Genomic DNA, 21,670 nt, shown 5'->3' with positions numbered 1-21,670 from the left:
CGCTCCCCTACTTGATGTACGGTTTGCCGTCGGCCGCGGGGGCCCTCGACTGCCCGACGAGGCCTGCAACCGCGAAGATCGTGACGAGATAGGGCAGCATCAGCATGAATTCGCTGGGTACCGGCGAGCCGATGATGCTCAGCGTGGTCTGCAGATAGGACGCGAAACCGAACAGCAGCGCGGCGAGGGTGGCCCGGATGGGGTCCCAGCGACCGAAGATCACCGCTGCGAGAGCGATGAAGCCCGCGCCCGCTGTCATCTCTTTGCCGAAGCCGGGAGCCGACACGAGCGTGAAGTACGCGCCTCCCAGACCGGCAACCGCGCCGGCGAGCGAGACGTTCCAGAACCGCGTCCCCGTGACGTTGATGCCTACGGTGTCAGCGGCCTTCGGGTGCTCGCCGACGGACCGCAGGCGAAGTCCCCAGCGGGTGTGGAACAGGCCGAACCACACCGCGAAGATCGCGATGTACATCAGGTACACGATCAGCGACTGGTTGAACAGCACCGGGCCCACGATCGGGATGTCGCTGAGAAACGGGATGGGGAACCGCGACAGACGCGGCGGTGCATTCAGCACGGTCGGGTTGGCCGAGAGCACCTGGGAGAAGAGGAAGCTCGTCAGTCCGGTCACCAGAACGTTGAGCACGACGCCGACGATCACCTGGTCGACCAGGTATTTGATCGCGAACGCCCCGAGGACGAACGAGACGAGCACTCCGGCGACCATTGCCCCGACCAGCCCGGCGAACACGTTGTGCGTGGCTGACGCGATCACGGCCGATGCGAACGCACCGGCGAGCAGCTGCCCCTCGATCGCGACGTTCACGACGCCGCCTCGCTCGGAGATGACACCGCCGAGCGCGCCGAAGACGAGGGGCACGGAAAGGCTCACGCTTCCAAGCAGGAGTCCGGTGAACGGTACCGTGTGGCCTGCCGCGGCCCAGGTCAGGAACCCGAACATGAAGATGACGGCGAACACGATGGCCAACCACAGCGGCGATTTACCCACCCGCCACACGAGGAACCAGCTGAGCGCGGCGAGCAGCACGAGGATGATCGCCACGACGATGCAAGTCGCGGCCGTGGGCACCGTGAGCACACTCAGCTTGATCACGTCACCCGGTTCGGTGAAGCGGAAGCTGCTTTCACCCGAGCGGGACAGCCCGAAGAAGAGGATGAGCCCGATGATCGCGAACACGCCGAGCGCGATCGGCGCCTTCCAGCTCTTGATCTGGGTGCGCTCGAGGACGATGGGCCCGGCGTCGGGCTGGACGGTGGTCGTTGCGGTGCTCATTTTGCAGCCACCTCCTTCGTGACGATGGGTCGCTGTCTCTTCGGTTCCTCTCCGGGCGTCGGCAACCGGAAGATCGCGCGCACCAGCGGCGGCGCCGCGATGAAGAGCACGATCAGGGACTGTACGACGAGCACGATGTCGATCGGGATGTTGTTGGCCGCCTGCATCGTGAAGCTACCTGCCTTCAGCGCACCGAACAGCAGGCCGGCGATGAAGATGCCCCAGGGGCGCGACCGGCCGAGCAGGGCGACGGTGATCGCATCGAATCCGATGCTCGCATCCAGGTCGGCGGTGATGCCCTGAGGGAACGTGCCGAGCGCCTGGCTGATGCCGGCGAATCCGACGAGGGCACCCGAGAAGAGCATGGCCACGAAGTAGACGTTCTTCACGTCGATACCAGCTACGCGTGCCGCGTTCGGGTTCTCGCCAACCGCCTTGAACCGGAATCCGAGTGACGAACGGCTGAGAAGCCACCACACGAACACCGTCATGGCGATGACGATCACGAACGCCCAGGTGAGGTTGAATTGGTCGCCGAACATCGGCGGCAGGATGGCGTTCGCTTTCACCGGGGGCGACTTCGGGTTGTTCGATCCCGGCGCCTGGAACAGGCCCGGTGTGCGCAGGAAGTAGGACAGCAGGTAGAAGGCGACGTAGTTGAGCATGATCGTCACGATCACCTCGTGGGCACCGGTGCGGGCCTTCAGGAGACCTGCGATACCGCCCCACAGCGCGCCCCCGATGAGCCCGGCGATGATGGCCACGACCAGGTGGATGACGGGCGGAAGGTTGAACGACCAGCCCACCCAGCCGGCCACACCGGCTGCGATCAGGATCTGGCCGCGTCCACCGATGTTGAACATGCCGACCCGGAAGGCGAGGCCGACGCCGAGACCGCCCGCGATGAGCGGCGTTGCGAACGTCAGGCTCTCCGTCAGCGGGCGGATGCCCCCGGCGAATGTCGGCCGCCGGAAGTTGTAGATCGAACCCTGGAAGAGGGAGACGTACGCGCTCGACACCGAGTTCCAGATCGCCTGGAACGTGTCGGTGGGCCGCGAGAAGAAGTATCCGGACGCCTTCTGGACGCCGGGGTCGGTGATCGCGATGAGGATCGCGCCGATGACGAGCGCGATCACTACGGCGAGGATCGAGATGATGACGCTGCCGCCGAGGATGTCCCGCATCGCCACCTGCCAGCGCGACGGCGGTTCGACGGATGGTGCAGAGCGCGTGTCCGGCTCGGTTGCCACCTGGCTCATGCTGCGACCCCCGCATCCGCCGGGTGCTCTCCGGCCATCATGAGGCCGAGGACGTCACGCGATGTGTTCCCCGGCACGATTCCGACGATGCCGCCGCGGTACATCACGGCGATGCGGTCGGCAAGGGCCGCGACCTCGTCGAGCTCGGTCGAGACCACGATCACGGGAAGCCCCGCGTCGCGGGTCGCGACGATGCGTTTGTGGACGAATTCGATGGAACCGACGTCGAGTCCTCGCGTCGGCTGGGCAGCCACGAACAGCCGCAGATCGCGGCTCAGCTCGCGTGCCAGAACGACTTTCTGGGCGTTGCCGCCGGAGAGACGTCCGACTTTCGTGTCGATGCCCTGCGAGCGCACGTCGAACTCCTCGACCTTCTGCTCGGCGAACTCTGCGCGGTAGCCGAGCTGGAGGTTCCCGCCCTTGACGAACGGTGCGCTGGTGGAGCGGTCGAGCATGAGGTTCTCGGCGATGGTGAACTCACCGACGAGGCCGTCTTCGTTGCGGTCCTCCGGCACGAAGCCGACGCCGGTGTCGAGTACTTTGCGCACGCTGAGGCCGGTGATCGGCTTTCCGTCGAGCTCGATGGTGCCGGTGACACGCGGCTGGAGGCCGAGCAGCGCTTCGGTCAGCTCGGTCTGGCCGTTGCCCTGAACGCCGGCGATCGCGAGGATCTCCCCTGCGCGCACCTCGAACGACACCCGGTTGACGACGAGCTGGCCGATCGGGTCGATGACGGAGAGCTCGTTGACGACGAGCGCGGCGTCCCCTGGCGTGGCCGGCTCCTTGTGCACGGTGAGCTCGACCGCGCGGCCCACCATCATCGAGGCCATCTCGGTGTTCGTCGCGGTCGGGGCGACCTCGCCGACGACCTTCCCGAGGCGGATGACCGTGATGCGGTCGGCGACCTCGCGGACCTCACGCAGCTTGTGGGTGATGAAGACGATGGCGGTGCCCTGCGCCTTGAGCTGACGCATGATCTCCATCAGTTCATCCGTCTCCTGGGGTGTGAGGACCGCGGTCGGCTCGTCGAAGACGAGGACCTTGGCGTCGCGGGAGAGCGCCTTGATGATCTCGACCCGCTGCTGGACGCCGACAGGGAGGTCCTCGATCAGGGCATCAGGGTCGAGGTGAAAACCGAATCGCGCCGAGATCTCCTGGACGCGCTTGCGGGCCGCCGGGAGGTCGAGGCGCCCGCCGAACTTCGTCTGCTCGTGACCGAGCATCACGTTCTCGGCCACCGTGAACACGGGGATGAGCATGAAGTGCTGGTGCACCATGCCGATTCCCGCCTTCATCGCATCGCCGGGGCCGTTGAAGCGCTGGACTTCGTCGTCGAGCAGGATGTCGCCCTCTTCGGCCTGGTAGAGGCCGTAGAGCACGTTCATCAGGGTGGACTTGCCTGCGCCGTTCTCACCGAGAAGGCAATGGATCTCACCGGGTTCTACCGTGAGATCGATGTGGTCGTTTGCGACCAGGGCACCGAATCTCTTCGTGATGCCGCGAAGTTCGAGCTTCATACGGGTGGGTTCCTTCTCTACTCGCCCGGGCAGCGAATCGCACGTCGTCGAAACGCCACAGTGCGCCTCTTCACACTACTCACTGCGCATATGTCAGTGTGCGCTCAATTGAGCATCGACAAAAGGAGCGGGGAGGCCAGCACATGCTGACCTCCCCGTCCGGTGTTGCTGAGGTATTAGCCCTGCTTCGGCGACGAAGGCGAGGTGACCTTGATCGAGCCGTCGATGATGCCGGCCTTGATCTTGTCGAGCTCACCCTGCAGGGCGGGGTCGACCTTCGACTCGAAGTTGTGGAACGGGGCCAGGCCGACGCCGTCGTTCTTCAAGGTTCCGACGTAGGGCGTGTTGGTGAACTTGCCACCGGCCGCGTCCTTGACGACCGCTGCGGTCGCACTGTTCAGACCCTTCATGACCGAGGTGAGGAGCAGGTCCTTCACGCTCGGGTCGGAGACGAACACGTCCGTGTCGACACCCATGAGAGCGATGCTCTTGCCGGAGTCGCGGATGGCCTGCGCAGCGCTCTGGTAGATCGGTCCGCCGACCGGCATCAGCACGTCGACGCCCTGGTCGATGATGCCCTGCGCGGTCTGCTTGGCGACGTCGTTGGCCGCGAAGCCACCGGTGAAGGACCCCTTCTGGGAGTCGACGTTCCAGCCGACGACCTTGACGTTCTTGCTCTTCTGGTCGTTGTAGTACTTGACACCGTCAGCGAAGCCGTCCATGAAGATGGTGACCGTCGGGAACTGCATGCCGCCGAAGGTTCCGACGGAGCCGGCCTTCGAGAAGCTCGCAGCCGCGTAACCGCCGAGGAAGGCGGCCTGAGCCGTGTCGAAGATGATCGGCCGGACGTTGGGCAGGTTGATCTCGTTGTCGTCGACGGTGGCGAAGTTGATGTCCGGGTTGGCCTTGGCGGCCTTCTCGGTCGCGTCCTTCAGGTTGAAGCCGACCGAGATGATCAGGCTGCAGTTCTGGTCGACCATGCTCTGGATGTTCGGGGCGTAGTCGTTCGCCGTCTTCGACTCTGCCTTCTTGTAGTCGATGCCGAGGTCCTTGGCCGCGCTGGTGAGGCCTTCGTAGCTGGACTGGTTGAACGAGTGGTCGTCGAATCCGCCATTGTCAGAGACCATGCAGGGCAGGAAGTTGCTCGCCACTGCGGGTGTGGTTTTGCTGGTGGATGGCGCGGACGCGCACCCGGCGAGAAGCGCGAGGGCGCCGATCGCCGCAAGACCGGTGAGACCGGCCTTTCGGGCTGTGATTGTCAAGATGTCCTCCAAGGAATGCCGGCCGGCGGGTGCGGCCGAATGTATTTCACGTTACCGAATGTTACGAATGCTCAAAGAATCGAAAACAGGTTCTTGACGTAAGCGTTACAAATACATGCCTATTCGCGCAGTGCTCATCTGAGCACCGCGTGCACCCTGTTGTGGGGCGGAATCAGAGGACGTCGCTCGATCCGGAGAGTTTGAGAGCGTCCACGACGGCCTTCACTCGCTGGGCGTGCTCGCTCGTCGTCACGAGCAGCGCATCCGGAGTGTCGACGACGACGATGTCCTTCACCCCGATGAGGCTGATCACGCGCTTGGACTGGCTCACGACGATTCCGCTCGACGAGTCGGAGAGGACGCGGGCGTTCTCCCCGAGGATCGCGAGATCCGACTTGCGTCCGCCCGAGTTGAGCTTGGCCAGCGATGCGAAGTCGCCGATGTCGTCCCAGTCGAAGTACCCCGGCACGACGGCCAGGCGACCGGCGGCGGCTGCGGGCTCAGCGACCGAGTAGTCGATCGCGATCTTCTTGAGGTTCGGCCAGATGCGGTCGACGGCCGGCCCGCGCGTCGCCGGATCGTCCCACGCGGCGGCGAGCTCGAGCAGCCCCGCCAGCAGCTCGGGCTCGGAGCGCCCGATCTCTTCCAGAAGCCGGTCTGCACGGCTGATGAACATGCTCGCGTTCCAGAGGAAGCCGCCGGTGGAGAGATAGGACTGCGCGGTCCCCAGGTCGGGCTTCTCTTTGAAGGAGTCGACGGCCATGGCGCTCGGGGCGCCCTCAACCTCGATGGCCCCGCCACAACGGATGTAGCCGAAGCCGATGGCCGGCTCGGTCGGCTGGATGCCCACCAGGGCAATGTACCCGGCATCGGCGACCGCGACCGCCTGCGTGACCGCCTGGCGGAACAGCTGCTGGTTGGTGATGACGTGGTCGGCTGCGAACGACCCGATGATCACGCCGGGCTCCCGCCGTTCCAGGATGGCCGCCGCCAGCCCGATGGCCGCCGTCGAGTCCCGCGGTTCGCTCTCGAGGACGACGTTGTGGTCGGCGAGCGCCGGCAGCTGGCCCTCGACCGCTGCGCGGTGGGCACGACCGGTGACGACCATGATGCGCTGCTCGCCGGACAGCGGGACGAGCCGATCCCAGGTGTCGCGCAGCAGCGTCTGGCCGGAACCGGTGAGGTCGTGGAGGAATTTCGGCGCATCGGCTCGGGAGAGCGGCCACAGTCTCGAACCGATGCCGCCGGCCGGAATGACACAGTAGAACCGATCAAGCGGGGTGTTTCTGTTAGCCATCTGGTCAGGATAGCGCTGGACCCGGATCCGCCGCCGAGAACTGTCCACACACTGGGCGCCCGGGGTTCACTCACCATTCATACGAGCGCAATGCCGCCCGATTAACGTCGCATCATGCGGGTCGCGGTCGTCACCGAGAGTTTCCTCCCCACGGTCAACGGGGTGACCAACAGCGTGTGCAAGGTGCTCGACCACCTCGCCTCGGCCGGGCACGAGGCGATCGTGATCTGCCCGGATGCCGGGGCGCCGGACGAATACAAGGGCTTCACCGTTTACACGGTTCCCGCACTCGCCTACCGCCAGTTCCCGGTCGGACTTCCGAACCCCCTCGTCCAGCGCATCCTGGCCCGATTCGCGCCCGACGTACTCCATGCCGCCTCTCCCTTCCTCCTCGGCGCCCAGGGGATCGCTGCGGCCAATCGCCTCGGCGTCCCTTCGGTCGCCGTGTTCCAGACGGATGTGGCCGGCTACACCCGGCGTCACGGCGTAGGACTGGCATCGACGCTCGCGTGGCGTTTCGTGAGGTGGGTGCATGACGGAGCCGACCTCACTCTGGTCCCTTCTTCCGCATCCCACGCCGACCTGGAGGGCGCGGGGATCGATCGACTCGCCCGATGGGGCCGCGGCGTCGACCTCGTCCGTTACCACCCGAACAACCGGTTCGCTCCGGCGACGCGGGCGCTGCGGGAACGCCTTTCGCCCGATGGCGAGGTCGTCATCGGCTACGTCGGAAGGATCGCCGCCGAGAAGCAGGTCGAGCGGCTGGGAAGCCTGCGCGGGCTCCCGGGCATCCACTTGGCGATCGTCGGCGACGGATCCCACGTCCCCGTCGTCGAGAGGCAGCTGCGCGGGATGCCCGCGACGTTTCTCGGTCGCCTCGGTGGTCCGGAACTGGCGGCCGCGTACGCGAGCTTCGACATCTTCGCGCACACGGGCACGGAGGAGACCTTCGGACAGACAGTGCAGGAGGCTCATGCGAGCGGCCTCCCGGTGGTCGCCCCGGGAGCCGGCGGCCCCATCGACCTGGTCGACGACGGCGTCGACGGCTACCTCTTCTCCCCCGCCGACGACCGTGCCCTCCGCGCGTCTGTGCGCGCACTCGTGATGGATGCTCCCCTCCGCCGGCGCATGGGCGAGGCCGGCAGGCGCGCCGTGCTCGGCCGCACCTGGGAATCCGTCTGCGACGAGCTGATCGGACATTACGAACGGGTCATCCTCGATCGTGCTCTCGCACTCAGCGGGACCTCCAGCAGAGAGGTCTATGGTTGACGTGCCCAATCGACCACACGGAGGTGACCCATGGCCCACAACACGAGCAGGAGAGGCATTCCGATGCCTTCATTCGTGCAGCGAGCGCGACGGGTGGACCCTCCTTCGAATCCGGTCATCGAAGCGTCCCAGGAGACGACGCAGCGGCGCAGGAGCATGGTCGACAGCGCTATCTATTCGAAGGGTCGCCGCGTCGCATCCCCGATGTCGCTTGCCGAGACCTACCATGCACTCGACGCCACCCCGGGCGGCGTCGCCTGGATCGGGCTGTACCGCCCGACCGAACAGGAACTCCTCTCGCTCGCGGACGAGTTCGGCCTGCACGAACTGGCCGTGGAAGACGCGATCATCGCCCACCAGCGGCCCAAGCTCGAACGCTACGACGACGTGCTCTTCGTGGTGCTGAAAGCGGCCAGCTACCTCGATGTGCCGGAAGAGGTCGACTTCGGCGAACTCCACGTGTTCGTCGGTCCCAACTTCGTGATCACGGTCAGGCACAGCGAGTCGCCGGACCTCTCGCATGTCCGCCACCGCATGGAGAGCGAACCGGAGCTGCTCGCCTTCGGCACGCAGGCCATCCTCTACGCCATCATCGACGCCGTCGTCGACGGGTACGGCCCGGTCGTAGCCGGCCTGGCCAACGACATCGACGAGATCGAGACCCAGGTGTTCGGCGGCGACGCGCTGGTCTCCCGGCGCATCTATGAGCTGTCACGCGAGGTCATCGACTTCCAGCGCGCCACCCATCCTCTGACAACGGTGATGATCGCGCTCGAGCACGGCACGGCCAAGTACGGGGTGACCCAGGAATTGCAGCGCGGCCTGCGTGACGTCTCCGACCACCTCATCCAGGTCAATGAGCGTGTCGACGGTTTCAGGCAGCTGCTCCGCGACATCCTGACGGTCAATTCGACTCTCGTGGCCGAACGCCAGAACGAGGAGATGACCAGGCTCGCGCATTCGAGCCACCGGCAGGGCGAGGAGGTCAAGAAGGTCTCGTCCTGGGCGGCGATCCTGTTCGCTCCGACGCTCATCGCCGGCGTGTACGGCATGAACTTCGACAACATGCCCGAATTGCACTGGCCGCTCGGCTATCCGATCGCCGTCCTCGCCATGGTTACGCTGAGCGTCAGCCTCTACTGGATCTTCAAGAAACGCAACTGGATGTGAGGCGCCGCCGCCGCCCTAACTGTCTTGACGTCAAGACAGTTAGGGCGGCCTAAGCAGCGTCGCACCTCTGACGCGTCATAGACTGGTCAGGCGCGTTCTGCGCTTCTTCCGGTTCTCCACGCGGACAACCGTGATCACAACCAGGGAGGGTTGTTCGTGTCGAATCAAGCGGCAGGAACCCTGAAGCCGAAGAAGACTCGGCCCGGGGGCACGCTGTACAGAGGCCGCGAAGGAATGTGGTCCTGGGTGCTTCACCGCATCACCGGGGTCGCCATCTTCTTCTTCCTGCTGGTCCACGTTCTCGACACGTCGCTCATCCGCGTGAGCCCCGAGGCGTACAACGCCGTGATCGGCACCTACAAGAACCCGATCGTCGGGCTGGGCGAGGTCGCGCTCGTCGGCGCGATCGTGTTCCACGCGTTCAACGGACTGCGCATCATCCTGATCGACTTCTGGAGCAAGGGTGTCAAGTACCAGAAGCTCATGTTCTGGGTCGTCATTGTGATCTGGGTCGTGCTGATGGCCGGCTTCCTGCCCGTGCAGCTCGTCCACATCTTCTCCGAGGGGGGCAACTGACCATGACGACCGTCGACGCTCCCCGCACCCCTGCCCGCCCGGCACGCAAGGGCGGTGTCAACTGGGAGAAGTGGGGATGGATCTACATGCGGGCCTCCGGCCTCGTGCTGATCGTCCTGATCTTCGGCCACCTGCTCATCAACCTCGTTCTCGGCCAGGGCGTGAAGCAGATCGACTTCGCTTTCATCGGCGGCAAGTACGCCACACCGTTCTGGCAGGTCTGGGACCTCCTGATGCTGTGGCTGGCGCTCATCCACGGTGGCAACGGGATGCGCACCCTGGTGAACGACTACGCGTACAACCGCGTCGTCAACCGCATCCTGAAATGGGCGATCCTCGCGGCGGTCGTCATCCTGGTCGTTCTCGGAACCCTTGTGATCTTCACCTTCGACCCGTGCCCGGCCGGAGCCCCTGCCGACCTCGTCGCCTCGTTCTGCCCGGTGAAGTAAGCCGCCCAGGGCATACGCCAGCCACCCAGCCCACCGACATACGGAAAAGCAGTGACAACTGAAACGACCGAATCGACCGTCATCGACGGCGTCCACTACCACGAGTTCGACATCGTCATCGTCGGCGCCGGCGGCGCGGGCATGCGGGCCGCGATCGAAGCGGGTCCGCACGCGCGCACGGCGGTGATCTCGAAGCTGTATCCCACGCGCTCGCACACGGGAGCGGCGCAGGGCGGCATGGCTGCCGCGCTCGCCAACGTCGAAGAGGACAGCTGGGAGTGGCACACCTTCGACACGGTCAAGGGCGGCGACTACCTGGTCGACCAGGATGCAGCCGAGATCCTGGCGAAGGAAGCCATCGACGCGGTCATCGACCTCGAGAACATGGGTCTGCCGTTCAACCGCACGCCCGAGGGCAAGATCGACCAGCGGCGTTTCGGCGGCCACACCCGCGACCACGGCAAGGCCCCGGTCCGGCGCGCGTGCTACGCAGCCGACCGCACCGGCCACATGATCCTGCAGACGCTGTTCCAGAACTGCGTCAGGCTCGGCATCAACTTCTTCAACGAGTTCTACGTGCTCGACGTGATCATGAACGAAGTGGACGGGGTGCAGCAGCCCGCGGGCGTCGTCGCCTACGAGCTCGCATCCGGTGAGCTCCACGTCTTCCACTCGAAAGCGATGATCTTCGCGACCGGCGGCTTCGGCAAGATCTACAAGACGACGTCCAACGCGCACACCCTGACCGGAGACGGCGTCGGCATCATCTGGCGCAAGGGTCTGCCGCTCGAGGACATGGAGTTCTTCCAGTTCCACCCGACCGGTCTCGCCGGGCTCGGCATCCTGCTGACGGAGGGCGCCCGCGGCGAGGGAGCGATCCTCCGCAACGCGAGCGGCGAGCGCTTCATGGAGCGCTATGCGCCGACCATCAAAGACCTCGCCCCCCGCGACATCGTCGCCCGGTGCATGGTCCAGGAAGTCGCGGAAGGCCGCGGGGCCGGGCCGCACAAGGACTATGTGCTTCTCGACTGCACACACCTCGGCGCCGAGGTGCTGGAGACGAAGCTTCCTGACATCACCGAGTTCGCGCGCACCTACCTCGGCGTCGACCCGGTCGTCGAGCCGGTTCCCGTCATGCCGACCGCGCACTATGCGATGGGCGGCATCCCGACGAACAACAACGCCGAGGTCCTGCGCGACAACACCACCGTCGTTCCCGGCCTGTACGCCGCGGGTGAGTGCGCCTGCGTCTCCGTGCACGGCTCGAACCGACTCGGCACCAACTCGCTGCTCGACATCAACGTCTTCGGAAAGCGCGCCGGCAACAATGCGGTCGAGTACGTGAAGACGGCGACCGCGGTCCCGCTCCCCGAAGACCCGTCGCGCGCCGTCCGCGAGCTGATCGACGGCCTGCGCTCCGGAACGGGCACCGAACGGATCGCCGCCATCCGTAAAGAACTGCAGGACGAGATGGACAAGAACGCCCAGGTCTTCCGCACCGACGAGTCGCTCGAGCAGGTGACCGGGACCATCCACAGGCTCCGTGAGCGCTACCGCAACATCGTCGTCCAGGACAAGGGCAAGCGGTACAACACCGATCTGCTCGAAGCCGTCGAGCTCGGGTTCCTGCTCGACCTCGCCGAGGTCGTCGTCTACTCGGCTCGCAACCGCCAGGAGAGCCGCGGCGGCCACATGCGCGACGACTTCCCGAAGCGCGACGACGAGAAGTACATGAAGCACACGATGGCGTACCTCTCGGGTGACCCGCACTCGTCCGACGCCGCCGACCACATTCGACTCGACTGGAAACCGGTCGTCGTCACGCGCTACCAGCCGATGGAGAGGAAGTACTGATGTCGACCGCCGTTCTGGAGACCCCGCCGGCGCCGGAGGCCCCGATCCAGTCATTCACCGTCACGCTGATCATCCGCCGGTTCGACCCCGACGTCGACACCGAGCCGCGGTGGCAGGACTTCGACGTCGAGATGTACCCGACGGACCGCATCCTCGACGCCCTCCACAAGATCAAGTGGGAGCAGGACGGTTCGCTGACTTTCCGCCGCTCGTGCGCCCACGGCATCTGCGGCTCGGATGCGATGCGCATCAACGGCCGCAACCGGCTTGCCTGCAAGACGCTGATCAAGGACCTCGACATCTCGAAGCCGATCTACGTCGAAGCGATCAAGGGCCTCCCGCTCGAGAAGGACCTCATCGTCGACATGGAGCCGTTCTTCGCCTCCTACCGCGAGGTGCAGCCGTTCCTCATCGCGAGCTCGACTCCGCCGGAGGGCAAGGAGCGCATCCAGTCGGTAACCGATCGCGCCCGCTTCGACGACACGACCAAGTGCATCCTGTGCGCTGCGTGCACGTCGTCCTGCCCGGTGTTCTGGACCGACGGACAGTACTTCGGTCCTGCCGCGATCGTGAACGCGCACCGCTTCATCTTCGACTCGCGCGACGACGCGTCGCAGGTGCGGCTCGACATCCTCAACGACAAAGAGGGCGTGTGGCGCTGCCGCACCACGTTCAACTGCACGGACGCGTGCCCCCGCGGTATCCAGGTCACCCAGGCGATCCAAGAGGTCAAGCAGGCGATCATGCGGGGAAAGGCGTAACGGCTTTCGCTGAGGCTGCGCGAAGCGTCGACTAGAAGGCCTAGGCGTCGCCGCACTAATTGTGTCTCACCGCACTGGTCAGAACTGGTGCGCCGAGGCGAATCTAGTGCGACGAGTCCGCCTCTGAGACGACGCGCCGGGCGTCGGCCGCGCTGGTGGCATCGATGGCGAGTGCGGCCAGGTGCTGTGCGTCCGCGAGCGTGTGGCGCAACAGTTCGGCCCGCACGTCCGCGAGCGCTGCCGCCGTCATCGACAGGTCGGTCGCGCCCAGGCCCACCAACACCACCGCCAGCAGCGGATCGGCTGCCGCCTCCCCGCAGATCCCGACCGGCTTGCCCAGGCCCGTACCCGCGTCTCCGATGGACTTGATCATGCGGAGCACTGCCGGATGCCAGGGGTCCTGGTACGACGCCACCGTACCGAGCAGCCGGTCCGCCGCCATCGTGTATTGAGTCAGGTCGTTCGTGCCGATGCTCACGAAGTCGGTGCGTTCGGCGATCTGGTCCGCAAGGATGGCCGCAGCAGGAACCTCTGCGGTTATTCCGACAGTCTTCAAGCCGTATTCGCGCGCCAGTGAGACGAAATACTCGGTCTCGGCCACATCCGCGACCATCGGCGCCATCACCCACAGGTCGGCCTCCGAGTCGGCCGAAGCCTCGGCGAGCGCCTGCAGCTGATCCCGGAGCACCTGCTCCGTGTCGCGCAGGGCCCGGATGCCTCTTCGCCCGAGGGCCGGGTTCTCCTCGTGGGCTTCGGGCAGGAACGCGAGTGGTTTGTCCGCACCGGCATCGAGCACCCGGACCGTGACCTTCTTTCCGGGGAAGGCGTCGAAGAGCACGCGATACTGCTCCCGCTGCTCGTCGACGCCCGGCGCCTCGGCGGCACCCAGGAACAGGAATTCGGTACGGAACAGTCCGACCCCTTCTGCGCCCAGCTCGGCGGCGGCGCTGGCCTCTGCCGGCGAGCCGAGATTGGCGAGGAGCGACACCGGCGTGCCGTCCGCGAGGGCTCCCGGTGTCAACGGCGCAACGGCGGCGTGGGCCGCGCGCCGCGCCGCGACGGCAGCGATCACGTCGGGGGACGGGTCGACGACGACGTTCCCGGTGGACGCATCGACGACGACCGTCATGCCATCGGCGAGTTCGTCTGCACCGAGGGCGCCGACGACGGCGACGATCCCTTTCGAGCGCGCAAGGATCGCTGTGTGCGAAGTCGGCCCGCCGTCGCGGGTGACGAGCGCCAATACTTTGTCGAGATCGAGCAACGCCGTATCGGCGGGAGCGAGGTCCTTCGCGACGAGCACGAACGGGCTGTCCGAGACGGGGACACCAGGCAGTGCGACGCGCTGGAGGTGCGCGACGACCCGCTGGGACACATCCTTCAGGTCTGCACCGCGGCCCGCCATGTAGCCGCCCATCGACTCGAGAACGTACTGATAGGCGCGGAACGCCTCGAACACCGCGCGCTCGGCGGTCTTTCCGCTGCTGATCCGCTCCTCGATGTCCTCGAGCACCGCGGGGTCCTGCGCCATCAGCGCCTGCGCCTCGAGAACGTCCTTCGCATCCCCTCCGGCCCGCGCGCCGAGGAGGTTGAGATCGTCGGTCGTGGCTCCGAGCGCGTCGGACGCTCTCTCGAGTTCGACCAGAGGTTCGAACTCCGAGGTGATGTCCTCGGGGTCGGGCAGCGGCTCGGGCATCCTCAGCACCGGACCAACAGCGACACCCCGACCGACTCCGATGCCCGTGACCTGCATGATTAGGCCTCCCATCTAATCCAGCCTAGGCCGACGGCATGGCCGTACGCCATGGCTCGGGCGACCGGACGCCGATGATCCGCCCCGCCCGTCTTCCCGGTCGCTAGGCTGGCGCCGTGGCCGAGAAGAAGATGACGGGCGCCCCGCCCTCGTCGCAGCGTGCGCGGTCGCGTGCAGACGACGTGCGTGAGCGGCTGCACGAGAGCGAGGAGCACGTCAAGGAGACCTTCGCTTCCGTGGCCGAGCCCGTCAAGGCGCGGTTCGAGAAGCCGGCCGCCCAGGTCTCGCGGGCCACGCGCTGGGTGAAAGCCTTCAAGCCGTACCGCGTCTACATCAACTTCTCGCACAGCGACGGAAACCTTCGGGCTGCAGGGATGGGGTTCCAGGCGCTGTTCGCCGTGTTCGCCGCCATCTGGCTCGGCTTCTCGGTCGCGGGTATCTGGCTCGTCGGAAACGACGAACTGCTCCTGGCGATCGCCGACATCATCAATCGCGCGATCCCGGGCCTGATCGGGCCGGGCGGCGTGATCGATCCTGCCGACCTCACGACGACGACGACGACGTTCGGATGGACCGGCGTGATAGCCGCGATCAGCCTGCTCTGGACCGCGATCAGCTGGTTGTTCTACACACGACAAGCCGTCCGCGCCATCTTCGGCCTGTCGCGCGACACGACCAACTACGTCCTCCAGAAGATCCGCGACCTCGGATTGGCTCTCGCCTTCGGATTCGTACTTGTCCTCTCGGGCATCCTGACCATCGTCAGCACCGAAGCACTCAACTTCGTCCTCCGTGTGCTCGATCTGGATCAGGACTCGTTCTGGACCCAGACGATCACGCAGTTCTCCGGTGTCGCCGTCTCGCTGCTGCTCAACGTCGTCGTCCTGGCGTCGATGTTCCGTGTTCTGTCGAGAGTCACGATCCCCTGGCGCAACCTCCTGTTCGGCTCCCTGCTCGGTGCCGCCGCCCTCGCGGGCCTGAGCTTCCTTGCCGGCCTCCTCCTGGGGACGGCGAACAAGAATCCCCTCCTGGCGACCTTCGCCGTGTTCGTCGGGCTGCTGGTCTGGTTCAACCTGACCTCGCGGGTCATGCTGCTGTCCGGGTCGTGGATCGCCGTCGGGATGTTCGACCGGGGCATCTCGCCGCGCAAGGTGACTCCCGAGCAGCGAGCCGCCGAGAAGGCCGCCGAAGAGCACGAGGCCCGTGTCCTCGTCGCAAAGGTCGATCTGGACGACGCCAGAGCCGAGCTCGCACGGGCGCGGTGGTGGGAACGGCTCGCAGCCCAGCGCAGGGTCGAGAAGGCGGAGCGGGTGCTGAACGACACGCTCGACGAGGGCGTCGGGGGTTCTCACTAAACTGGCTGCATGCCTTCGTCCCGCACCGCCAGACCTCTGCGCATCGCGACCATCAACACGAACGGCATCCGCGCCGCATACCGCAAGGGCATGGGCGCCTGGCTCGACAGCCGCGACGTCGACATCCTCGCGATCCAGGAGGTGCGCGCCTCGACCGAGGACGTGCAGCAGCTTCTCGGGCCGGAGTGGGACGTCCTCCACGACCCGGCCACGGCGAAGGGTCGCGCCGGAGTCGCCATCGCCAGCCGGTCGAAGGCGAGCATCCACCGCGTGGTCCTCGGGTCCGACGACTTCGACAGCGCCGGCCGCTGGCTCGAAGCCGACTACGAGGTCGATGGCAAGATCGTCACCGTGGTCAGCGCATACGTCCACTCGGGAGAGGCAGGTTCTCCGAAGCAGGACGAGAAATTCCGGTTCCTCGATGCGATGCTCGAGCGCCTTCCCGAACTCCAGCGGCACAGTGAATACGCCGTCGTCATGGGCGACCTGAACGTCGGGCACCGTTCGCTCGACATCCGAAACTGGAAGGGCAACGTCAAACGCGCCGGATTCCTCCCTGAGGAGCGCGCCTACTTCGACCGCATCGTCGGCGCCGAGGGTTCTGACGACTACAACGCCGGCGGCGGCCTCGGCTGGGTCGACATCGGTCGACGTTGTGCCGGCGAAGTCGACGGCCCGTACACGTGGTGGACCTGGCGCGGCCAGGCGTTCGACAACGACACCGGCTGGCGCATCGACTACCAGCTCGCCACACCCAGCCTGGCTGCGACGGTCGTCGACTGCTCGGTCGATCGCGCGACGTCCTATGACGAACGATGGTCCGATCACACTCCCGTCGTCGTCGACTACGCCCTCTGAAAGACTCCCTCCACCATCACATCGATCCGCTGAACACCTGACAGGCGGCGGATCCTCGCTTCTCGAGGTTCACATGACACACCTTCCCCGGCTCTACTCGGGCATGCAGCCCTCCGCCGACTCGCTTCAGATCGGCAACTACATCGGCGCTCTCCTCCAGTGGAAAGACCTGCAGCGGGATCACGACGCCTTCTTCTCCGTCGTCGACCTGCACGCGATCACCGTTCCGCAGGATCCGGATGCGCTGCGCGAGCAGACCAGACGCACGGCGGCCCAGTACATCGCGGCCGGCATCGATCCGTCGCAGTCGACACTGTACGTGCAGTCGCATGTGCCGGCCCACGCCCAGCTCGCCTGGATCCTCAATACGATCACCGGGTTCGGCGAAGCCGCGCGTATGACCCAGTTCAAGGACAAATCCGCGAAGCAGGGAACGGATGCGACCTCGGTCGGTCTGTTCGCTTATCCGGTGCTGATGGCAGCCGACATCCTGCTCTACGATGCCGAGATCGTGCCGGTCGGCGACGACCAGCGCCAGCACGTCGAGCTGACACGCGACCTGGCCGCGCGGTTCAACAGCCGCTTCGGCGAGACGTTCGTGATTCCGGAGGCGATGATCCTCAAGGAGACCGCCCGCATCTTCGACCTCCAGAACCCGACGGCGAAGATGTCGAAGTCCGCGGAGTCGCACGCCGGCGTGATCTGGATGCTCGACGAGCCTTCCGTGAACGCCAAAAAGGTCATGCGCGCTGTGACGGATACCGAGGGGCACGTGGCGTTCGATCGCGAGAACAAGCCGGGCATCTCCAACCTGCTCACCATCTACTCGGTCCTGGCCGGCCGCACCATCGAATCCCTGGAGGACGAGTACGCGGGTCGCGGGTACGGCGACTTCAAGAAGGGGCTCGCCGAGGTGCTCGTCTCGACCTTCGGTCCGATTCGCGAACGCACGCTCGAACTCCTCGACGATCCGGTTGAGCTCGACCGCATCCTGGCGGCGAACGCGGATCGCGCGAGCGCTGTGGCCGAGGTGACACTCGCAAAAGCGTACGACCGCGTCGGATTGCTTCGCCCGGCCCGCTGACATGGCGCGAGACACCCTCTCCGGCACTCGCGTCACTCTGACACCTCCGCACGAGGCCGATATCGATCGCGTAAGCGAGCTCTGCCAAGACCCCGCTGTCCAGCGCTGGACCACTGTGCCCAGCCCTTATAGGCGCGACGACGCCGTACACTTCATCCTCGAGGTCGTTCCTGCGGGCTGGACGACGGGCACGACTCTCACCTGGGCGATCCGACTGGGGCACGGCGGCGACCTGATCGGGATGATCGGACTCCACGACATCGCCGGCAGGTCCGCAGAGATCGGCTACTGGCTCGCACCCGAGGCACGGGGCGGGGGAATCATGACCGAAGCCGTGCAGCTGGTCTGCGATTATGGCTTCGCTGCCGGCGATGACGGACTGGGACTCCAGCGAATCACGTGGCACGCATTCGCCGGCAACATCCCTTCGGCGACGGTCGCGCAGCGGGCAGGCTTCACTTTCGAGGGCATGCGACGCCTCGGCGCGGTGCAGCGCGGCCACAGACTCGACGACTGGTCTGCCTCGCTCCTGCGCGAGGACCCGCGCCTGCCTGTGCCGGGCTGGCCGATGGAGACACTCGCGTGACCACCCGCCCTGTGAAGGTTGTATTGTTCGACCTCGACGACACGCTCTTCGCCCACCGCGCGGCCGTCGCCAACGGCATTCAGGCGCATGTCGCCCGGCTGGGCGCGCCATATCTCGAACTGGATGCGGCGACGACAGTCTCGCTCTGGCACGAACTCGAAGAATCCCACTACCATTCGTACCTCGCCGGGCAGCTTGACTTCGAGGGCCAGCGGCGGGCGCGGGCCAGGGATTTCGCAGCAAGGCACGGTGTCGCCCTCGATGACGAAGCGGCCAGCGTCTGGTTCGCCACCTACTTCGAGCGGTACGTGGAGAACTGGGCGCTCCACGACGACGCGATTCCCTGCCTCGACGAGCTCGCCGCCCGCATCCCTGGCGTGGGATTCGGGCTCATCACCAACGGCGACCTCGCCTTCCAGACCCGCAAGGTGACCACAGTCGGTCTGGACGCGCGCATCGACCGGATCATCGCATCCGGTGCGCTCGGCATCGTCAAACCCGACGCCGCCATCTTCGAGCACGCCTGCTCCGCCTTCGGTGTCGCCCCGTCCGACGCGGCCTACGTGGGCGACCGGCTGCGCACCGATGCTGTCGGCGCCGCCCGGGCAGGTCTCACCGGGGTCTGGCTGAACCGCACCGGTCTCGTGCCCGAGCCGGCCGACGCGGCGGACGCCCGCGAAGCCGGAGTGTTCGAGGTCCACTCACTCGCCGAACTGCCCGACCTACTGGCCAACGAGAATCGCCGCCCGCACCGAGAGTCACCCGAGTAACGGGTCATCTCGGCGCGAACGGCGATGCTCGCGCGGCAGATTACTTCACGTCGCCTGTGCGCCGCAGCAGCGGCGGCGCACAAACGAGCACAGCGCCAGGGCGGCGGCGTCGGCCGCGTCAGCGGACGTCGCCGTCGACCCAGTCGAAGGTCTTGGTGACGGCCTTCTTCCACAGCCGAAGCTGGCGGTCGCGTTCTGCGTCGTCCATCTTCGGGGTCCAGCGGCTGTCCTCCTGCCAGTTCTTGCGCAGGTCATCCAGGTTCTCCCAGAAGCCCACCGCAAGGCCGGCGGCATAGGCGGCGCCGAGCGCGGTCGTCTCGGCGACCACCGGGCGTACGACGGGAACCCCGAGGATGTCCGCCTGGAACTGCATCAGGGTGTTGTTGGCGATCATGCCGCCGTCCACCTTCAGCTCGGTCAGGTCGACGCCGGAATCGGCATTGACCGCGTCGAGCACTTCGCGCGTCTGAAAGGCCGTGGCCTCCAGGGCGGCGCGAGCGATGTGTCCCTTGTTGACGTACCTGGTGAGGCCGACCAGCGCACCACGCGCATCCGACCGCCAGTACGGCGCGAACAGGCCGGAGAACGCCGGGACGAAGTAGGCCCCACCGTTGTCCTCGACCGTCTTGGCGAGCTCTTCGATCTCCGGGGCGCTCGAGATGATGCCCAGGTTGTCGCGCATCCACTGGACGAGCGAGCCCGTCACAGCGATCGAGCCCTCGAGGGCGTAGTGCGGCTTGGCGTCCCCCAGCTTGTAGCCGAGCGTCGTGAGCAGGCCGTTCTTCGAGTGGACGATCTCCTCCCCCGTGTTGAAGATGAGGAAGTTGCCGGTGCCGTAAGTGTTCTTCGACTCGCCAGCATCGAACGCGGCCTGGCCGAACGTCGCGGCCTGCTGGTCGCCGAGGATGCCCGCGACGGGCACTTCGCGCAGAAGGCTCGACGGCTCGACGGTTCCGTAGACCTCGGACGAGGCCTTGATCTCGGGCATCATCGACTTCGGCACGCCGAAGATGTCGAGGATGTCGTCACGCCAGGTCAGCGTTTCGAGGTCCATGAACATCGTGCGCGATGCGTTGGTCACATCGGTCGCGTGCACGCCGCCGTCCACTCCGCCCGTCAGGTTCCACAGAACCCAGGCGTCAGTGTTGCCGAAGAGCAGGTCGCCGGCTTCTGCGCGTTCCCGCGCGCCCTCGACGTTCTCGAGGATCCAGACGATCTTCGTGCCCGAGAAGTAGGTCGCGAGCGGCAGACCGACGATCTGCTTGAAACGCTCGACGCCGCCGTCGGCCGCCAGGCGATCGACGATGGGCTGCGTGCGGGTGTCCTGCCAGACGATCGCGTTGTAGACGGGTTCGCCGGTGTTCTTGTCCCAGACGACGGCGGTCTCGCGCTGGTTGGTGATGCCCACCGCGGCGATGTCGTGGCGGGTGAGATCGGCTTTGGCGAGCGCCTGACCGATGACCTCGCGAACGTTGTTCCAGATCTCGACGGGGTTGTGTTCGACCCAGCCGGCCTGCGGGAAGATCTGCTCATGCTCGAGTTGGCCGGTCGAAACGATCGAACCCGACTTGTCGAAGATGATCGCCCGGGAACTGGTCGTCCCCTGGTCGATGGCGACAACGTAGTCGCTCATGTGTAACTCCTTTGTGGTGAGATGGGGCGGGCAGGCTCCGGCTCCGCACCGCGGAACCGGAGCGCCGCTCTACTAGGTGACTTACATTTTGACGAGTGGCGGGAGGACCAGCGCGAGCCAGCCTGCGAGGACACCACCGATGATCGGACCGACCACCGGCACCCACGAGTAAGCCCAGTCGCTCGACCCCTTGCCCTTGATGGGAAGGAAGAAGTGAGCGATGCGCGGACCGAGGTCACGGGCTGGGTTGATGGCGTATCCGGTCGGGCCACCGAGGGAGGCACCGATCGCGATAACCAGCAGTGCGACAGGAAGTGCGCCCATCGCGACCATTCCGGGAGGTGCCTGGTGGCCGAATGCGATGATGACGTACACGAGCACGAAGGTGCCGATGATCTCGGTGACCAGGTTCCATCCGTAGCTGCGGATCGCAGGACCCGTCGAGAAGACGCCGAGCTTGTTGGCGGGCTCGGGCTCCTCGTCGAAGTGCTGCTTGTACGCGAGCCAGGTGATGACCGCCCCGATGATCGCACCGATGAACTCGCCTGCGATGAACGTGAGGATCGTTCCGATGTTGACGGGGACCACCGTATGCAGCGCAGCTGATCCGAACGTCTTGGCGCCGTTGGCGACCAGACCCAGGGTGACGGCGGGATTCAGGTGTGCGCCCGAGTTGAACGCGACGACCACACCAGCGAACACCGCGAGGCCCCAGCCGATGGTCACCATCAGGAAGCCGCCGTTGTACCCCTTGGTCTTGACGAGGGCTACGTTGGCGACCACCGAGGTGCCGAGGAGGACGAGCATCGCTGTGCCCGCGATCTCCGACAAGAAATCTACCAAGAGACTGTCCACATTGACCTTCCAGTTTTTCAGTTGAATCGCACCCTCGGTGCGCTATCTGTGGCGCTTGTCGAGTGTGG

The 21,670-nt window shown here is 65.9% G+C and carries 19 protein-coding genes; 11 read left to right on the top strand and 8 right to left on the bottom strand.

The genetic code is table 11. The features are described 5' to 3' along the window. Positions 1–7 precede the first annotated feature (7 nt). The 5 genes from AAYO93_RS04335 to AAYO93_RS04315 form a co-directional block, all read right to left on the bottom strand. Positions 8–1,294: an ABC transporter permease gene (locus tag AAYO93_RS04335; protein ID WP_345763783.1), complete on the bottom strand. Its 1,287-nt coding sequence runs from the start codon at positions 1,292–1,294 to the stop codon at positions 8–10. Beyond that, complete coding sequence (locus AAYO93_RS04330; protein ID WP_345763782.1) at positions 1,291–2,553, bottom strand: ABC transporter permease; 1,263 nt, start codon at positions 2,551–2,553, stop codon at positions 1,291–1,293. Before AAYO93_RS04330 ends, AAYO93_RS04335 begins: the two co-directional genes overlap by 4 nt. After that, positions 2,550–4,070, bottom strand: coding sequence for an ABC transporter ATP-binding protein (locus AAYO93_RS04325; protein ID WP_345763781.1), 1,521 nt, complete (start codon positions 4,068–4,070; stop codon positions 2,550–2,552). The genes AAYO93_RS04330 and AAYO93_RS04325 overlap by 4 nt, the downstream gene beginning before the upstream one ends. 176 nt (positions 4,071–4,246) lie before the next feature. Next, on the bottom strand, positions 4,247–5,332 hold the full coding sequence (locus AAYO93_RS04320; RefSeq protein WP_345763780.1) for a BMP family lipoprotein: 1,086 nt from the start codon (positions 5,330–5,332) through the stop codon (positions 4,247–4,249). A 172-nt stretch (positions 5,333–5,504) separates the two neighbouring features. After that, the gene (locus AAYO93_RS04315) at positions 5,505–6,629 is read right to left on the bottom strand and encodes a mannose-1-phosphate guanylyltransferase (RefSeq protein WP_345763779.1); all 1,125 of its coding nucleotides are present in this window, start codon (positions 6,627–6,629) and stop codon (positions 5,505–5,507) included. 114 nt (positions 6,630–6,743) lie between these two features. Here AAYO93_RS04315 and AAYO93_RS04310 point away from each other — a divergent pair, with 114 nt between their 5' ends. From AAYO93_RS04310 to AAYO93_RS04285, 6 genes are all read left to right on the top strand, one after another. Beyond that, entirely contained in the window at positions 6,744–7,898 is a 1,155-nt protein-coding gene (locus tag AAYO93_RS04310; RefSeq protein WP_345763778.1) for a glycosyltransferase family 4 protein, read from the top strand. 63 nt (positions 7,899–7,961) lie between these two features. Beyond that, entirely contained in the window at positions 7,962–9,068 is a 1,107-nt protein-coding gene (locus tag AAYO93_RS04305) for a magnesium and cobalt transport protein CorA (protein ID WP_434056668.1), read from the top strand. Between the two features lie 234 nt (positions 9,069–9,302). After that, positions 9,303–9,644, top strand: coding sequence for a succinate dehydrogenase, cytochrome b556 subunit (sdhC, locus tag AAYO93_RS04300; protein ID WP_345764812.1), 342 nt, complete (start codon positions 9,303–9,305; stop codon positions 9,642–9,644). A gap of 2 nt (positions 9,645–9,646) precedes the next feature. Continuing rightward, positions 9,647–10,093 (top strand): succinate dehydrogenase hydrophobic membrane anchor subunit, encoded by a 447-nt coding sequence (locus AAYO93_RS04295; RefSeq protein ID WP_345763776.1) that lies wholly within the window; start codon positions 9,647–9,649, stop codon positions 10,091–10,093. 51 nt (positions 10,094–10,144) lie between these two features. Further along, complete coding sequence (gene sdhA / locus AAYO93_RS04290; RefSeq protein WP_345763775.1) at positions 10,145–11,947, top strand: succinate dehydrogenase flavoprotein subunit; 1,803 nt, start codon at positions 10,145–10,147, stop codon at positions 11,945–11,947. Further along, entirely contained in the window at positions 11,947–12,708 is a 762-nt protein-coding gene (locus tag AAYO93_RS04285) for a succinate dehydrogenase iron-sulfur subunit (RefSeq protein WP_345763774.1), read from the top strand. Before sdhA ends, AAYO93_RS04285 begins: the two co-directional genes overlap by 1 nt. Before the next feature lie 103 nt (positions 12,709–12,811). Here the strand turns inward: AAYO93_RS04285 and ptsP are convergent, their stop codons facing one another. Continuing rightward, entirely contained in the window at positions 12,812–14,476 is a 1,665-nt protein-coding gene (gene ptsP / locus AAYO93_RS04280) for a phosphoenolpyruvate--protein phosphotransferase (protein ID WP_345763773.1), read from the bottom strand. 101 nt (positions 14,477–14,577) lie between these two features. On the opposite strand from ptsP, the gene AAYO93_RS04275 reads away from it, so the two are divergent. From AAYO93_RS04275 to AAYO93_RS04255, 5 genes are all read left to right on the top strand, one after another. After that, positions 14,578–15,816: a YihY/virulence factor BrkB family protein gene (locus tag AAYO93_RS04275; protein ID WP_345763772.1), complete on the top strand. Its 1,239-nt coding sequence runs from the start codon at positions 14,578–14,580 to the stop codon at positions 15,814–15,816. A gap of 9 nt (positions 15,817–15,825) precedes the next feature. Further along, complete coding sequence (locus AAYO93_RS04270; protein ID WP_345763771.1) at positions 15,826–16,674, top strand: exodeoxyribonuclease III; 849 nt, start codon at positions 15,826–15,828, stop codon at positions 16,672–16,674. Between the two features lie 73 nt (positions 16,675–16,747). Beyond that, positions 16,748–17,758 (top strand): tryptophan--tRNA ligase, encoded by a 1,011-nt coding sequence (trpS, locus tag AAYO93_RS04265; protein WP_345763770.1) that lies wholly within the window; start codon positions 16,748–16,750, stop codon positions 17,756–17,758. Position 17,759: 1 nt separating this feature from the next. Further along, complete coding sequence (locus AAYO93_RS04260) at positions 17,760–18,344, top strand: GNAT family N-acetyltransferase (protein ID WP_345763769.1); 585 nt, start codon at positions 17,760–17,762, stop codon at positions 18,342–18,344. Further along, entirely contained in the window at positions 18,341–19,114 is a 774-nt protein-coding gene (locus AAYO93_RS04255) for an HAD family hydrolase (RefSeq protein WP_345763768.1), read from the top strand. The genes AAYO93_RS04260 and AAYO93_RS04255 overlap by 4 nt, the downstream gene beginning before the upstream one ends. A gap of 118 nt (positions 19,115–19,232) precedes the next feature. Here AAYO93_RS04255 and glpK read toward each other — a convergent pair whose 3' ends face one another. Continuing rightward, complete coding sequence (gene glpK, locus AAYO93_RS04250; RefSeq protein WP_345763767.1) at positions 19,233–20,747, bottom strand: glycerol kinase GlpK; 1,515 nt, start codon at positions 20,745–20,747, stop codon at positions 19,233–19,235. An 81-nt stretch (positions 20,748–20,828) separates the two neighbouring features. Next, complete coding sequence (locus tag AAYO93_RS04245) at positions 20,829–21,554, bottom strand: MIP/aquaporin family protein (RefSeq protein ID WP_345764811.1); 726 nt, start codon at positions 21,552–21,554, stop codon at positions 20,829–20,831. Positions 21,555–21,670: the final 116 nt, after the last annotated feature.

Source organism: Diaminobutyricibacter sp. McL0608 (assembly GCF_039613825.1).
Taxonomy (GTDB): Bacteria; Actinomycetota; Actinomycetes; order Actinomycetales; family Microbacteriaceae; genus Diaminobutyricibacter.
This window is presented reverse-complemented; position numbering and strand designations above follow the sequence as displayed.

Excerpts from the sequence above, each read along its gene's own strand:
- AAYO93_RS04335 (WP_345763783.1), bottom strand. The coding sequence starts at position 1,294 with ATGAGCACCGCAACGACCACCGTCCAGCCCGACGCCGGGCCCATCGTC.
- AAYO93_RS04330 (WP_345763782.1), bottom strand. The coding sequence starts at position 2,553 with ATGAGCCAGGTGGCAACCGAGCCGGACACGCGCTCTGCACCATCCGTC.
- AAYO93_RS04325 (WP_345763781.1), bottom strand. The coding sequence starts at position 4,070 with ATGAAGCTCGAACTTCGCGGCATCACGAAGAGATTCGGTGCCCTGGTC.
- AAYO93_RS04315 (WP_345763779.1), bottom strand. The coding sequence starts at position 6,629 with ATGGCTAACAGAAACACCCCGCTTGATCGGTTCTACTGTGTCATTCCG.
- AAYO93_RS04310 (WP_345763778.1), top strand. The coding sequence starts at position 6,744 with ATGCGGGTCGCGGTCGTCACCGAGAGTTTCCTCCCCACGGTCAACGGG.
- AAYO93_RS04305 (WP_434056668.1), top strand. The coding sequence starts at position 7,962 with ATGCCTTCATTCGTGCAGCGAGCGCGACGGGTGGACCCTCCTTCGAAT.
- sdhC (WP_345764812.1), top strand. The coding sequence starts at position 9,303 with ATGTGGTCCTGGGTGCTTCACCGCATCACCGGGGTCGCCATCTTCTTC.
- AAYO93_RS04295 (WP_345763776.1), top strand. The coding sequence starts at position 9,647 with ATGACGACCGTCGACGCTCCCCGCACCCCTGCCCGCCCGGCACGCAAG.
- AAYO93_RS04285 (WP_345763774.1), top strand. The coding sequence starts at position 11,947 with ATGTCGACCGCCGTTCTGGAGACCCCGCCGGCGCCGGAGGCCCCGATC.
- ptsP (WP_345763773.1), bottom strand. The coding sequence starts at position 14,476 with ATGGGAGGCCTAATCATGCAGGTCACGGGCATCGGAGTCGGTCGGGGT.
- AAYO93_RS04270 (WP_345763771.1), top strand. The coding sequence starts at position 15,826 with ATGCCTTCGTCCCGCACCGCCAGACCTCTGCGCATCGCGACCATCAAC.
- trpS (WP_345763770.1), top strand. The coding sequence starts at position 16,748 with ATGACACACCTTCCCCGGCTCTACTCGGGCATGCAGCCCTCCGCCGAC.
- AAYO93_RS04260 (WP_345763769.1), top strand. The coding sequence starts at position 17,760 with ATGGCGCGAGACACCCTCTCCGGCACTCGCGTCACTCTGACACCTCCG.
- glpK (WP_345763767.1), bottom strand. The coding sequence starts at position 20,747 with ATGAGCGACTACGTTGTCGCCATCGACCAGGGGACGACCAGTTCCCGG.
- AAYO93_RS04245 (WP_345764811.1), bottom strand. The coding sequence starts at position 21,554 with ATGCTCGTCCTCCTCGGCACCTCGGTGGTCGCCAACGTAGCCCTCGTC.